Annotated in this window: 13 protein-coding genes; 10 read left to right on the top strand and 3 right to left on the bottom strand. The window is 41.5% G+C overall.

The window, feature by feature from the left end; genetic code table 11:
* Positions 1–42: 42 nt before the first annotated feature.
* Positions 43–1197: a DNA polymerase III subunit beta gene (dnaN, locus tag WKK05_RS32075; RefSeq protein ID WP_341527030.1), complete on the bottom strand. Its 1155-nt coding sequence runs from the start codon at positions 1195–1197 to the stop codon at positions 43–45.
* Positions 1198–1594: 397 nt separating this feature from the next.
* Positions 1595–2488 (bottom strand): transposase family protein, encoded by an 894-nt coding sequence (locus tag WKK05_RS32080; RefSeq protein WP_341525207.1) that lies wholly within the window; start codon positions 2486–2488, stop codon positions 1595–1597.
* A 338-nt stretch (positions 2489–2826) separates the two neighbouring features.
* On the opposite strand from WKK05_RS32080, the gene WKK05_RS32085 reads away from it, so the two are divergent.
* The 3 genes from WKK05_RS32085 to WKK05_RS32095 all read left to right on the top strand — a co-directional run bounded on the left by WKK05_RS32085 (position 2827) and on the right by WKK05_RS32095 (position 4343).
* Complete coding sequence (locus tag WKK05_RS32085; protein WP_341527031.1) at positions 2827–3267, top strand: hypothetical protein; 441 nt, start codon at positions 2827–2829, stop codon at positions 3265–3267.
* A 384-nt stretch (positions 3268–3651) separates the two neighbouring features.
* Positions 3652–3903, top strand: coding sequence for a hypothetical protein (locus WKK05_RS32090; RefSeq protein WP_341527032.1), 252 nt, complete (start codon positions 3652–3654; stop codon positions 3901–3903).
* Positions 3900–4343, top strand: coding sequence for a PIN domain-containing protein (locus WKK05_RS32095; RefSeq protein ID WP_341527033.1), 444 nt, complete (start codon positions 3900–3902; stop codon positions 4341–4343). Before WKK05_RS32090 ends, WKK05_RS32095 begins: the two co-directional genes overlap by 4 nt.
* Positions 4344–4678: 335 nt before the next feature.
* On the opposite strand, the gene dnaA is transcribed toward WKK05_RS32095, so the two are convergent.
* Positions 4679–6061, bottom strand: a complete 1383-nt coding sequence (gene dnaA, locus WKK05_RS32100; protein ID WP_341531247.1) for a chromosomal replication initiator protein DnaA — start codon at positions 6059–6061, stop codon at positions 4679–4681.
* Positions 6062–6230: 169 nt separating this feature from the next.
* Here dnaA and WKK05_RS32105 point away from each other — a divergent pair, with 169 nt between their 5' ends.
* The 7 genes from WKK05_RS32105 to WKK05_RS32135 all read left to right on the top strand — a co-directional run bounded on the left by WKK05_RS32105 (position 6231) and on the right by WKK05_RS32135 (position 14231).
* On the top strand, positions 6231–7493 hold the full coding sequence (locus WKK05_RS32105) for an HhoA/HhoB/HtrA family serine endopeptidase (RefSeq protein ID WP_341527034.1): 1263 nt from the start codon (positions 6231–6233) through the stop codon (positions 7491–7493).
* Between the two features lie 122 nt (positions 7494–7615).
* A complete protein-coding gene (gene def / locus WKK05_RS32110; protein ID WP_341527035.1) occupies positions 7616–8149 on the top strand; it encodes a peptide deformylase in 534 nt (177 codons plus the stop codon).
* A gap of 141 nt (positions 8150–8290) precedes the next feature.
* Complete coding sequence (locus WKK05_RS32115) at positions 8291–9397, top strand: HMA2 domain-containing protein (protein ID WP_341527036.1); 1107 nt, start codon at positions 8291–8293, stop codon at positions 9395–9397.
* A 33-nt stretch (positions 9398–9430) separates the two neighbouring features.
* Positions 9431–10237: an HMA2 domain-containing protein gene (locus WKK05_RS32120; protein ID WP_341527037.1), complete on the top strand. Its 807-nt coding sequence runs from the start codon at positions 9431–9433 to the stop codon at positions 10235–10237.
* 376 nt (positions 10238–10613) lie between these two features.
* Positions 10614–12884 carry a heavy metal translocating P-type ATPase gene (locus tag WKK05_RS32125; protein ID WP_341527038.1) on the top strand — a complete coding sequence of 757 codons (2271 nt, stop codon included), beginning with the start codon at positions 10614–10616 and terminating at the stop codon, positions 12882–12884.
* 70 nt (positions 12885–12954) lie between these two features.
* The gene (locus WKK05_RS32130; protein ID WP_341527039.1) at positions 12955–13263 is read left to right on the top strand and encodes a DUF5132 domain-containing protein; all 309 of its coding nucleotides are present in this window, start codon (positions 12955–12957) and stop codon (positions 13261–13263) included.
* Between the two features lie 395 nt (positions 13264–13658).
* Positions 13659–14231: an HMA2 domain-containing protein gene (locus WKK05_RS32135; protein WP_341527040.1), complete on the top strand. Its 573-nt coding sequence runs from the start codon at positions 13659–13661 to the stop codon at positions 14229–14231.
* The last annotated feature ends 188 nt before the right edge of the window (positions 14232–14419 follow it).

A 14419-nucleotide genomic window follows, 5' to 3' on the forward strand; every position in this document is an offset into this window, starting at 1 on the left:
TGAAAGTAGCTCTAGCAATCTTATTACATCTAAATTATTGTTCTAATTTCTAATTTGTACAGGCATAGCCAAATAAGTCATTTTCAAACCACCCAGTGGTGTAAAAATCACTGGAGTTAAGCTTTGATTCAGATGTATTTGAATTTCTGAAGATGGTAACTCTTTCAAACCTTCCATCAAATATTTAATGTTAAAGGCAATTTCTATATTTTCACCAGAAATCTGAGCCGGCATTGACTCTCTACCACTGCCTACATCTTGAGCTTCACAAGATAAGGTAATTTCCTGAGCTTCGCCGTCAATGCTCAGCTTGACAATATTATTTTTCTGATCAGCTAGCACAGCAATTCGCTCTAAAGTAGTTAGGAATTGTCGCCGCTCAATTGTCACTTGTCGCTCAAATTGACGTGGGATCAGTTGTCTATAGGTAGGATATTGCCCTTCTAATGTGCGGCTAGTCAAGCGTTGATTTTGCCATGAAAATACAACCTGGCCTGGATCGAAATATAAGGCTATGGGTTCATCTGATGAGGAGCTATGAGCCAGCAACCGCTGTAGTTCGCGTAATGCTCTAGCTGGTACTGTCACTTCTACTGAATTACTCCCACCCAGCGGACGCTCGTTAGTAGTTTCTACTACTGCTAGACGATGCCCATCCGTAGCTGCAAATTCCAAGGTATCTTGTTTAACTGTTAAATGCACGCCAGTGAGTACTTGCTTAGTTTCATCGGCACTTGTAGCAAACAATGAACCCCGTAATCCTTCAATTAGCGCCGCGGCGGTAAGATGCAGTACTTCAGCATTCTCAATTATAGGTAGTTCGGGAAACTCTTCAGCCCCCATTGCTCGCACCTGATAATGCCCACTTTTCGGTGTGAGTGTAACAGTTAAACCTTCTGTGCTAGATGTTGCAGCTGATTCATCGTCTAGAGTGATTTCTCCTTCTGCAAGACGAGAGGTAATATCTAGAAGTAACTTAGCAGGAAGTGCGATCGCTCCCCCTTCCCATACTTCAGCGTTAAAACTTGTGCGAATACCCAAGCTGAGATCAAAGGCTGTTAAGCTTACTTGGTTAGTTTGAGCATCCGCTTGTAACAGCACATTAGCAAGTACCGGATGAGTCGGTCGTGAAGGTACAGCACGACTGACGAGTGAGAGATTTGTACTGAGGTCGCTTTGGGCGCAAACTAATTTCATAGTTAGATTCAACTGGTGAAAATATCCTAGCACCCTTATTGTTAGACAACAGGCAAAAGCGATCGCTCCTACGCTTCATACTGTCAAAAATTAAACCTTTGCAACAAATGCTCTTCTATATATAAGAAATGCTTAAGCATTTTTTGTAAATGTATAACTCATTACCGCAAACGCTTAATACTTTGCAACAAATGCTCTTCTATATATAAGAAACGCTTAAACATTCTTTGTAAATAGACTTGTCCGAAAATTCCAAAGCCAGACTGTTCAAAGCTTTGGGGCAAAACTTTGATATCTTCGTAAATACGTAATTATAAGGCTTTGAGATAGTTAGTGATAATTTAGAGGCATAAAAATTAACTCCTAATTTCTAAAAATTTATGATTTTTGCTACTAGCTAAGTTGGCAGAACTAAGCTACCAATTCTTAACCTAACTAATCCGCAAACTGTTAAAATAATCTGCTCATACGTCTCAAGCTTTAAGCGAAATCTTTGTGAGGCTATGCGGAATATTTTAAGTAATCGAATCAAATGTTCAATGAATATCCGATTACTAGATAAAGCCTTATTTTCATCTTTTTGCTGTTGAGTTAATTCTCGTTTTGGTTTCTTTTTATGAGGAGTAGTGATATTCTCACCTCCTTGAAAGCCTTTATCACCTGAAAAGGGTTGAGATTTATCAAATTTATTTTGAGATTGACGAAACAATTTTATATCTGCTGTTGGCCCAGGAACACCTACTTCTACCTCTACAATATCTTTGCCTTCTGGTATGCCAATTATCAGACTTTTTAATGTATGTTGTCTCTTCTTTCCAGAAAAATATTTCTGTTGCTCTTTTTGGTCAGAATCCCTATATATTGGCTGTTCTAAGCTATCGACTAATAGCCTAAAATTTGTTAATACTTCTTGAACAAATAGTAAATCACTTTCATTATTTGATACTTGTTCTAATAAACTAGCAGGTAATATATCACGAAGAATTGGTATCCAGTCGTGAAATGTATCATTAGCTTCGGTTTTGGAAACACCAAATAGCATTCCTAATACTTGGAATGTTGGCATCTGTCTTAGATAAAATAGACATAAACATACTTGTTCTTCGGTTGATAACTTTTCGGGACGACCACCACCAGCCGCATTAATTCTAATTTTATGACTCTCTTGTTTAGCTTTGATGTATCGATTTCGTTTTAAGGCGCAATTTAGCAGTGATTGCAATTGTTCGTAACTAATCCCTAAAATCTGTTTTGTTCGTAGTGGATACTTTTGTATATAATCTAAAATCATAACTAATTGTGGAAAATGGTAGACGCCCAATCTAACGTTTTACCATTTTTCTTTTCCTAAGTTAATATTTCGGACAAGTTTCATGTATAACTCATTGCCGCAAACGCTTAATATTTTGCAACAAATGCTCTTCCATGTCTAAGAAACGCTTAAATCATTGCAGCATTTGTTGTAATGAACTCATGAACTTATTTACTACCTGAAATATCAAAATAATCTAAGTGAAATTAACTAAATTTTTGAAGATGCGATCGCAACTGATTTGCTATATTTTCCCATGACGAGCAAATATAGTACTGTATAAAACAGTACTATAAACCTAGTAGCAGAAATGCATTATGGCACGTCGTAAAAGAAATTCCAGCGTTTTGGAACGAGCTAATCGCCGGATTGAAAGTTTACAATCTATCAATACACAACTTGACTTTGGCGAAGGAGTGAGCATCCAAGCTTACGCTACGACAATTAACGATTTACAGTCTAAGCTTGCTGCCTACAACACTGCGTTATCTACCATTGACAAACTCACAGATGACGTGAAGAGCGCAGAACAGGCTGTAACAGCAATGTCAGAAAAAATGTTACTAGGAGTTGGCAGCCGTTACGGTAAAACTAGCCAGGAATACGAGATGGCGGGTGGTGTGCGACGAGGTAATACCAAGAAGAAGCAAAGCACACTAGGCAATTCCAAAGTCACCAATCCTTTAATAGCCGATTCTGTTCAGCCTTCTTCTGTAAATGGATCTATGAATGGGGTGTCGGGTGCGAGCGTAAGTTAGCTAAGATCCAACAGGACATTTAAGTTGTCAAAAACCTTAAGGATAATGATAATCAAATAGAGGGGGATGAGGCAAGTGACGCTTGCCTCATCCCCATGTCCTTATGCACAATTATCATTCTTATTGAGATTATTTTGAGTAACCCATAACATATTACGTTAAAAAATGCTACGTCAGGCAGATGACTTCACTCAAAAGTGTAGCTTGAGCTAGCTCCAATTTTCCAATTATGTTAAAGCGATTGCCGTTTACAAGTAATAAATAGTAGAACCAATTTAAAAATTATCTAGTCCCATGCAGTTGGATAATGGTGTTGGTATTGGGATGGGATATATCTAAGAGTAAAGACGCTAAAATTTACAGCAGTTGATAAGAGTTAAGTTGATGAGTCCGTCACTTGAAAAAATTTTAAGCGAGATTGAGCAATTAACCCCAGAGGAGCAATTGACGGTAATGGGGCATTTGGTAGAGCGTATGAAGAAACATATCATTCAAACGCAACCAAAACGCAAGTGGAGCGATTTGAAGGGTATGGCATCCTATCCGCTATTGGGTGAGGATGCTCAAGAATGGGTTTCGCGGACTCGACGGGAGGGAGATGAGCATCGAGAACGGTTGTTGCGAGGAGAGGAATGAGGATTAGTGATGCGTTAGGTGGAGTTTCTTGCTTATTTCTCGATACAGCACCCGTCATTTATTTCGTAGAACGCAATCCGCAGTTTGTGGATTTAGTCGATCCAATTTTTGATCGGTTAGAAGCTGACATTACAGCAGTAGCATCTGGAATAACGCTATCAGAGTGTTTGGTGGGTGCTATACGTCTGGGGTTAGTGGATTTAGAGCAGGCTTTTGTCGATGTGTTGCAACAAGATGAAGTAGTTTTTGTGGATATTAATGCTAGTATTGCGCGACAAGCTGCGAGAATTCGGGTGCATTATAACCTTCAATTACCCGATGCGTTGCAGGTGGCGGCGGCTTTAATGGCTGGTTGTGAGACATTTTTGACCAATGATACAGCTTTGAAGCGGGTGATGGAGTTGAAGGTTTTAGTGGTGGGTGAGTTGTCGGTGGAGTGAGCAAAGTATTTGCAATAGCGATGCTAGTAAATTGCGGAAAACCTGCCACAATTTCTGTTGAAATCATAAATTAGGCAAGTTTACATCTGTGGAAAACCTGTGGAAAAACTACTTAGTTTTTCCACAAGGTAATTATACTTAATTTAAGTTTTGACTCGAAAAATATAAAGTTTTCCACAGGTTTTTGGCGACTTTTCCCCAAAAAATAACGATTTTTCCACAGGCAAAGTTAAACTTAATTATTTTTTATACTTGGCTTAATATTCCTAATTAATTATTGAACTGTTAATATCAACTAATTAAGGCACTGGTTGTGGAAAACTCAAAATTTATTATCAAGATGATTTTTGAGAACGGCTAGTCATATTAATGCGATCGCCTAGTTGTCGTAGAGTTTCTGATAAAGCGCGATCGCTTTCCCGGAGTTGGGCAATTTTGTCACAACTATACATTACTGTTGTATGGTCTTTACCACCAAACTCCTCCCCAATTCTAGGGAAACTCAAATCTGTATGTTGGCGCATTAAATACATTCCTATTTGCCGCGCCCAGCTAATTTCTCGGCGTCGCGAGTTGCTTTTGAGGTCATCAATTGAAATATCAAAAGCATTTGTAATAACTGTCAAAATTACTTCTGGAGTAGATTCTACTTTCTCGCTGGGTGGCTCTAAAATAGGTGTGATATTTTCTACATTCATCGGCAAACCCCAAATAGAAACATAAGCTAGGGCGCGAATTAAGGCTCCTTCTAGTTCTCGAATATTAGAAGTATAGTTAGAAGCAATATACTCAATTACATCGCGCGGAAGACGAATATTTTCGTACTCAGCTTTTTTCTGTAAAATTGCCATTCTAGTTTCTAAATCTGGGGGTTGAATATCTGCGATTAACCCCATAGAAAACCGAGAACAAAGACGTTCTTGTAAACTAGGAATCTGGTTAGGAGGACGATCAGAAGCAATGACGACTTGTTTACCTGCTTCATGTAAAGTATTAAAAGTATGAAAAAATTCTTCTTGGGTGTACTCTTTTCCCTCTAGAAACTGAATATCATCCACTAACAAAACATCAGCAGCTCGGTAATGCTCGCGGAAAGTTTGCATACTATCCTTGCGGATGGCTGTAATTAAGTCATTAGTAAATTGCTCGGTAGAAACATAAAATATTTTACAATCAGGACAAATTTCCCAGCGGTAATGACCAATAGCTTGCATTAAGTGAGTTTTGCCTAAACCTACACCACCACATAAAAATAAAGGATTAAACTCTCTTCCTGGAGATTCAGCCACTGCTAAGGAAGCAGCATGAGCCATACGATTGTTAGCACCAACTACAAATCGCGAAAATACATATTTAGAATTTAAGTCAGTAGTTTTTTGACTGTTGTTATGAATAACTTCGGTAGTATTGTTTTGAATTGGTAATTCCCCAGAAACCCCTCTTTCACTAAGATGAGATACTTCATCACCTTGAGCAACAGTAATGTAAATCCCTACAGGATGACCGAGAATATCTTGTACTACATGAGCAATTGTATTGATGTAATATTTCTGTAACCAATTACGCGCAAATGGGTTAGGAGTACATATCACCAAGCAATTATTTTCTAATCGCTCCGCACTAGCAGTTTTAATCCAAGTTTCAAAGGTGGGTCGAGATAGTTCTAGCTGTAAGCGCTCTAATACTTGACTCCACAGACTTTCTATGGGCATTTCCATCATCTACCACCTTAGCTGGTAATGGTCACAATAGAAGATATAAGCAAGCACTAATTTAGCATTGAGACGCTCTAGACCAAGAAAAGGCTTTTAAGTTGTAATCATTTTGGAACATATCCAGTAGGCAAGATTTTAACACCGACTGACTAGCACGGAGAAGCAAAGACACATGAAGATGATAGGCTCTGATTTAGCCATAAAAAATAATGTTACCCAGAGTTTGCTTGATAGATGGAAAGCAAAGAATGTTCTGTGTATGTTTGTCAGCGGAGTAGCAGTTTTACTTAGTAGTTGCTCTCTTGTACCTGTCAATAGATTTAATCCGCCACAAAGCCAGACTCAAGCCCAAAATCCAACAAACTCTAATCCGGTAATTGCCCCCCCGCCAATCTTCTCGTCCTCTGGAGGAGATCCTAACTTTGTAGTTACCGTAGTACAAAAGGTTGGGCCTGCGGTAGTTCGCATAGATTCTTCCAGAACAGTTACTTCTCGTGCGCCAGGCGAATTTAGCGATCCATTTTATCGGCGGTTTTTTGGAGACAGAGTACCATCACAGCCGAGACAACGGGTAGAGCGGGGTAGCGGCTCTGGATTTATTGTTAATTCTTCAGGACAAATTATCACCAATTCCCATGTTGTAGATGGTGCTGATACAGTGACAGTCACACTCAAAGATGGGCGGACTTTTGACGGCAAAGTGCTAGGTGAAGATCCGGTAACAGATGTGGCTGCAATTAAAATTGATGCCAATAATCTGCCAACCCTACCTCTGGGTAATTCCGAAACTTTGCAACCAGGAGAAGCTGTAATTGCGATCGGCAACCCTTTAGGTTTGAATAATACCGTAACTTCTGGGATTATTAGTGCTACAGGTCGCTCTAGTAGTGATATTGGTGCTAGCGACAAGCGGGTAGATTACATTCAAACGGATGCTGCAATTAACCCTGGTAACTCTGGTGGCCCACTGTTAAATGCTCGCGGTGAGGTAATAGCAATGAATACAGCCATTATTCGAGGCGCTCAAGGCTTGGGTTTTGCTATTCCCATCAACACAGTACAAAGAATTTCTCAGGAATTAATTGCTAATGGCAAGGTGGATCATCCTTATTTAGGTGTTCAAATGCTAACACTGACACCAGAAGTCAAAGAAAGAATAAAAAATAGACTTGGGGATCAGTTAAATATTCAAACAGATGATGGTGTGTTGCTGGTTGGTGTAGTGTCGCGATCGCCTGCTTCTGTAGCTGGGCTACGGACTGGTGATGTGATTAAAAGAATCAATAACCAACCTGTTACCAAAGTTGAAGAAGTTCAGAAGCTAGTAGAAAATAGCAAAATAGGTAGCACTTTACAAATACAAGTAGAACGCAACGGACAAATTGCCCAAGTAGGAGTGCAAACTGCTCCTTTACCAGTCCAGAGGGAAAGCTGAAGAGACGCAATGAATCGCGTCTGTACAAGATTCGTTTCCTCCATTTCTCCGACTCCTGCAATCTCCAGTCCCCAATCCCCAATCCCTAGTCCCCAGTCCCCAATACCTAAAGGAGATTTATCATGTCTGAATTAATGCCCATCATTCAATTAGGCAATCCGACACTGCGCCAAAAGGCTGCTTGGGTTGACAATATTCAAGATGAGCAGATCCAAAAGTTAATTGATGACTTAATCACCGCTGTTGGTAAGGCTAACGGCGTGGGAATTGCTGCACCTCAAGTAGCAGAATCCTATCGTTTATTTATTGTGGCTTCCCGTCCTAATCCAAGGTATCCTAACGCCCCGGAAATGGAACCTACTGCTATGATTAATCCTAGAATTACTGCTCATTCAGCTGAAGTTGTGAAAGGTTGGGAAGGTTGTTTGAGTGTTCCAGGGATTAGAGGCTTAGTTCCTCGGTATCAGTCTATTGAAGTGGAATACACTGACCGTTATGGCAACTTGCAAAAGCAAGAATTAACTGATTTTGTTGCTCGTATCTTTCAACATGAGTACGATCATCTAGATGGTATCGTTTTTGTAGATCGCTTAGAAAACACACTCGACATGATCACTGAACAGGAATACCAACAACGAGTCGTTAACAATACTTAATCCCAAATAGTTCTTAAGAATGATATCTACAGCCAGCGCTTAAGGTATATTTAACCTATTGTTAACCTTTGGCTTGGTATAGTTATCGGGTAAATGACCAATATTATCAGTAGTCGCGACAGATTAAGTCCGCAGTCGAATATGTCTTCTGACTTAATCTTTACTCAGCGCCAAAGCGATGAAGTAAAAGTTAATAGCAATACAAGCAAAGCAGTTGCACAGTCACAAGTGCAACTGCCTTTTGGCGGATTGGAAATTATTCATGCTACTAGTGGGCGAGTAAGAATTCGCACTATTGACGGTAGTTTTAATTCGAGTTTAGAGAGTATATCCGAACGTTTACGGCAGCAATATGGTGTGAGGGAAGTTGCTGTCAATCAGCAAACAGGCAGTATTGTTGTCACTTTTGATGAAAAGAAGCTGTCTTTAGCGCAAGTGTTGAGGCTACTGGAACAATTTGGTATTCATCAGGTTCAGGCTTCGCCTGAGTCAGTGAGTAATAAAGATCCTTTTGCTGCATGGAAATCAATTGATTTTTGGAAAGAGCAGTCTATTTCGTTTATTCCGTTAATGACGGGGTTGGCAGTGACAGGAAGATTGGGAATTAGCGGTTTAGCTGCGATTCCAGTCTACATGATTACAGCAGATGCAACTCGTCGAGTAATTGATTTTGTAGGATCTCAAGTTTCGGTAACTGAAGAGGAAGATAAGCAGACAAGGAAAACTCCTCCACTCGCGCAGAATCTCCGCCAGGAAAAGGAGGCTCAAAACTTAGGAGGACAAGAAGACAAAGAGAATCTTAATATCTCCTCTGCTCCCTCTGCCTCGTCCACTCCTCCTGCTTACAGTGTTGTTCATGCAATTGAGGGACGTATCAGATTTCATTTGCCTCTACTTGCTCTGGATCGTGCCTATGCGCGGCGCTTAGAGAGGTTAGTGAAAACTGATCCCCAAGTGCTGAGTGTGCGCGTGAATGATCATGCAGCATCGATCGCGATCGCTTATTGCCCTGGGAAGATTGAAATTGCTCATTGGGTGAGTTTAATGGAATTAGCTTTGCACACAAACCCACCCACAAATCTAGTTAAAACAACAGAGCTGCAACCGCCTCCAAAGCCAGTTACTCAGTCAGCTGAATCGATAGAGACAAGAACGGAAGAAACTTTAAACTTATCGAGTTTATGGGCCGATTTGAAGCCTTCAGCTCTGTCTTATTCCTTAGCCTTCATGGCGAACTTTCCGTTATAGACAGTTCCAGAGATAGGAACACTGGAGGAAACAATGGAGGGTTCCACATCATACCCAGTTGCCAAATCTAGCCGCACTCCCACGCAAGCTGTAAGGGTAGTTTATAGCATTACTTATGCAACTCCTGGAAAAGTGGCATTTTGCGTGCCGCGGATTAGTGAAGATCCAGAATACCAGCAACGCTTACTAACATTGCTGGAAAAAGAACGTTGGGTAATTACTCAGCAAATTAATCCCATTATCGGATCTGTTCTCATTACTTATCAGCTAGGGGTGATGGCTGATGTCGAGATGCGATGGCATTTGATTAGTCTTCTTCAAACTGCCAGCGATGAAGAAGTAATTGAGCAAATTGACACAGAATCTGTTGTTTACGGCTCAGAGCCTGAGTTAGTGGCTGATGCTAAAAAGACTCAGGAAGCTCTCAACTTTGAGTCTGAGGTTTTGACTCACCATGAAAAGACTCAGAAAGTTGTCAACTCAGAGCCTGAGTTGGTAACTCAACCTAAAACAACCGAGAAATCTGCACAAGTAATTTACAGTGTTGCTCATGCAATTCCTGGACGAGTGCGATTTCATGTACCTCAAATTGCTTCAGATCCTAACTACGTTGAACGTTTAGAAGCTTTGCTTCAAGCAGATCCAGCAGTGACAAGTGAGCGAGTTAATAGGGATGCAGCATCAATTGTTATTACCTATAAAACTGGAATGCTCCAGGATTCTAAAAAGCTAATGCAAAGTGTCTTAGAAGTGGCAGTATCGCATTTAGCCAATCTAATTCAATCCGCTAACGATGTCAGGGCGGGGATTTCAAGGGTAAACGCCACTAGCAGTATTTGATAAATTAACAAATCTGCCAATAGCTAACCAATAGATTTCAAAAACTCCTCTCCAAACCTCTCCCCCAAAGGGAAAGAGGCTTTGAAACCCTGATTTTTTCGTTGAAAACTAAGAATATTTCTGCCCCTCTCCGCATCGGAGCTACCGTGTATACACAAATCAAATTACCCCCCTTAATCCCCCCGATGCATTGGTGGGAAACAAGAAATCTAGTTCCCTCCCCTTTGCAAGGGGAGGGTTAGGGTGGGGTAAAAACTTGGTTAATCAGCTATTTTAGACTTGTGTATACACCGTAGCCGCATCGGAGAGGGGTTGGGGAGAGGTCATCGAACTCACGTTAACCCAGTGCAACCAACCTTGTATTAAGAGAGAAGGAATGGCAAAAGTCAACGTTCAACTAGCACCACCTCCAATTGAAATTGCTTACGAGACTGCGAGAGAACCCAATGGGATAGTTCGCTTAGCTGCTAGCAATGGACATTCCCGCCAGCAGGTTCCCAAAGTTACCTATAGTATCGTCCATGCAATTCGGGGTAGAGTGCGGTTTCGTGTGCCTCGGTTACGCTATGACGTAGTTTATGGCCAGAACCTGCAAGCTTTGCTGGAAGCAGATCCCTTAGTTACAGGTGTCAATATCAAGCCTGCCGCAGCATCGTTAGTTGTTACTTATAAATCCAGTTTAGTCACAGATGCTAAGATGCGATCGCGTTTAAGCTGTCTAATTCTGGCAGCGAGTGAAGCGGGAATAGTTCCAGCAACTAATAACAACTCATTGGCTAAAAAATCCACAACAGATGCAGAAAGTTCTTGGCCTGGGATGCAACTTTCAGTTGTGGCTACTGGTTTAGCTGTGCTGGGAGGGCCTTTAGGATTACCGATCCCGCCAATTATGGTAGCAGGAACTATTGCCTTAGCAACATTGCCTGTTTTTCAAAGAGCGCTAGCTGGGATCACCACGGAACGCAAACTGAACATTGACTTTTTGGATTTTATTGCGATCGCTATTACTACCTTCCAAGGTCAGTTTCTCACACCATCCTTGATGCTGAGTTTAATTGAAATTGGCGAGAATATTCGCGATCGCACTGCTCGTTCTTCCGAATTGCAAACTCTGGATTTACTCAGTTCTTTGGGGCAATTTGTTTGGGTTGAGCGTGATGGCATCAAGCAACAAATCGCTATCCAAGAAGTGCAGCGCGGCGATACAGTCATTGTCTATCCTGGGGAACAGGTTCCAATTGATGGCAGCATTCTGCGGGGTAAAGCCCTGCTAGATGAGCAGAAACTGACTGGCGAATCTATGCCAGTTTTGAAGAAAAAAGGACAATCTGTTTTTGCTTCAACACTGGTACGTGAGGGACGGATTTATATTCTGGTGGAACGTGTAGGCAATGACACCCGTGCAGGACAAAGCATTAGGTTAATGCAAGAGGCTCCTGTTCACGATACCCGGATGGAAAACTATGCTACAAAAATTGCAGAGAAGGCTGTCTTGCCAACTTTGTTACTTGGTGGAGCAGTGTTTGCCGTAACTCGCAATCCGGCAAGGGTAGCTAGTGTAGTCACTCTCGACTTATGCACAGGCATTCGTGTATCCATTCCCACAACGGTATTGGCGGCGCTGACTTATGCTGCAAAGCATGGTATTCTCATCCGCAGCGGGCGGGCATTAGAACAACTAGCAGCAGTTGATACGATTGTCTTTGATAAAACAGGCACTTTAACTAAAGGCGAAGTGTCAGTTATTGATGTTGAAAGTCTCAATGATTCAGTTTCAAACTTGCGAGTGCTAGAACTAGCTGCTGCTGCTGAACAGCGGTTGACGCACCCCGTAGCCGAGGCAGTAATTCGCTATGCCGAAGCGCAGCAAGTAGTAATTCCTAGCCGCAGCAAGTGGAATTATCAACTTGGTTTAGGTGTGGAAGCTGAGATTGATGGCGAGACTGTTTATGTAGGTAGCGATCGCTTCTTGCGTCTGCAAGGCGTTGACATAGAACAGCTAAATGGTCATCATCGCTCAACTTCTGCGATTTATGTAGCTAGTAATGGGCAACTTCAAGGTAAGATAAAATATAGTGACGTTCTTCGACCAGAAAGTCAGGAAGTAATTAACCAACTGTTGACGGTTGAGGGTGTGGAAGTCCATATGCTCACCGGAGATAACAGCCGCACAGCTAACGCTGTAGCTGCAACTCTGGGTATTCCGCCAACGCATACTCACGCCGAAGCTTTTCCAGAACAAAAAGCGGCAATTGTCCGCGAACTACACGAACAAGGCAAGACAGTTGCATTTGTAGGTGATGGGATCAATGATTCCCCAGCTTTAGCCTACGCTGATGTTTCTGTATCATTTGCCAACGGTTCTGAAATTGCTCGTGAAACAGCAGACGTGGTGTTAATGCAGAATGACTTGTATGGTTTATTAGAAGCGATTGAAATTGCTCGCAAAGCCAAGCAAATAATTCACCAAAACACAGGTATTGTTGCTATTCCTAACTTAGCAGCAATGGCGATCGCAGTAGTGTTTGGTCTTAATCCCTTAGCAGCTACGGTAGTCAATAACGGCTCAACAGTAGTTGCAGGAGTGAATGGGTTACGTCCAATTCTCAAGCATTCACCAAATAAAGCTCTACCAGCAGCAAGATGAGGCTCGATTCTGAGTAGGGTATATTTGAAAACTTTCGCACAATTGTACAAATTCCTGGAGGATATCTACTATGGCCCCTAAAATTACTGACTTTGTTGAAGATGCAGGCCCAGTTGGAATTGTAGCTGGTATTGGAGCAGTTTTACTAGCTCCTGTCCTACTTCCCGTTGTTGCTGGAATTGGTAAACCCATAGCCAAATCACTAATTAAAGGCGGACTTGTTGCTTACGAAAAGAGCAGAGGAGCTTTTGCCGAACTGGGTGAAACCTGGGAAGACATTGTAGCTGAAGCAAGAGCGGAAATTGCTGAAGATAAGCAAACTCCAGTATTTGAAGCTGCTAGCACTTCTGCTGATAGCACATCAGATAATGGTGTATAAGAAGAGACGCGATTAATCACGTCTGTACAGGAGTTATACCATTTCACTTGAAAAATGATACAAATACTTTGGTAGGGACACGGCATTGCCGTGTCCCTACGAGAAATTTATATGTATCAAGATTTTCGTGAATTGGTATTAGGAGTGGAGACTCGATTAATCACGTTTGTACAGGGGTTAGGAGTGGAGACTCAATTAATCGCGTTTGTACAGGGGTTAGGAGTAGAGACTCGATTAATCGCATTTGTACAAGAGTCAAGGTTCAAAAGTTATTGCTCAGTATTTATTCCCCTTGTCTCCCCTGCTCCCTGCCCCCCTGCTCCCCTGCCCCCCTGCTCCCCTGCCCCCTGCTTCATCGGTCATTAGTCAAAAATATAATTTAGGAGGGCGCTAGTGTGTTGACAAATAGTCATGGTAATCTCACCAAGATGCCTATTATGGAGCAAACAAACTTGACGCCATCCAAAGCTATATCTACAAAAATTGTTAGTAATACGCCCGGACGGCTAAGATTGAGGATTGCTCGACCCTATCGTGAAACTAGGGAAATGCAACATATTATTACTACACTGAAGGCACAATCTAATATTAGCCAGGTACGAACTAATATTAGTCACGGTAGTATTGTCATCGAACACGATCGCACAGATAACAGTTTAAAAAACGTAGTTGCAACACTAGTAGATTTAGGAGTTATTTTTGCTGATATTACTCAGGGTGACTCCGATGCAGCAGTAGGTGTCTCGAATGCAGTTGTTAACTTAAATAAAAGAGTCGAACAAGCAACTAATGGCGAGGTTGATTTACGTTTCCTTTTTCCTTTAGGACTCAGTTTCCTTGCTATTAGGCAACTATTTATTAGGGGTTTACAATTTGAAACTATTCCTTGGTATGTGCTGGCATGGTATGCCTTTGATAGTTTTATTAAACTGCATGGTACAAATCGCCTAAAGTCAAGCAGTGAATGACATAGCATTCCAATGTGATTCCTGAAGAAATCTAAGTATATGTAGTGACGCGAAAGCCTCGTAGTTGGGCTTTAGCCCCAAAAAACATAAATAATTCACAAAATTAGTCTTTCCAAGCCACTACCTATATTTCTCACCTAAAGTCAAGCCGAATAGTATAACGTGAGTTCGATGAACCTCTCTCCAAC

Source organism: Nostoc sp. UHCC 0302, assembly GCF_038096175.1.
Lineage (GTDB): Bacteria > Cyanobacteriota > Cyanobacteriia > Cyanobacteriales > Nostocaceae > UHCC-0302.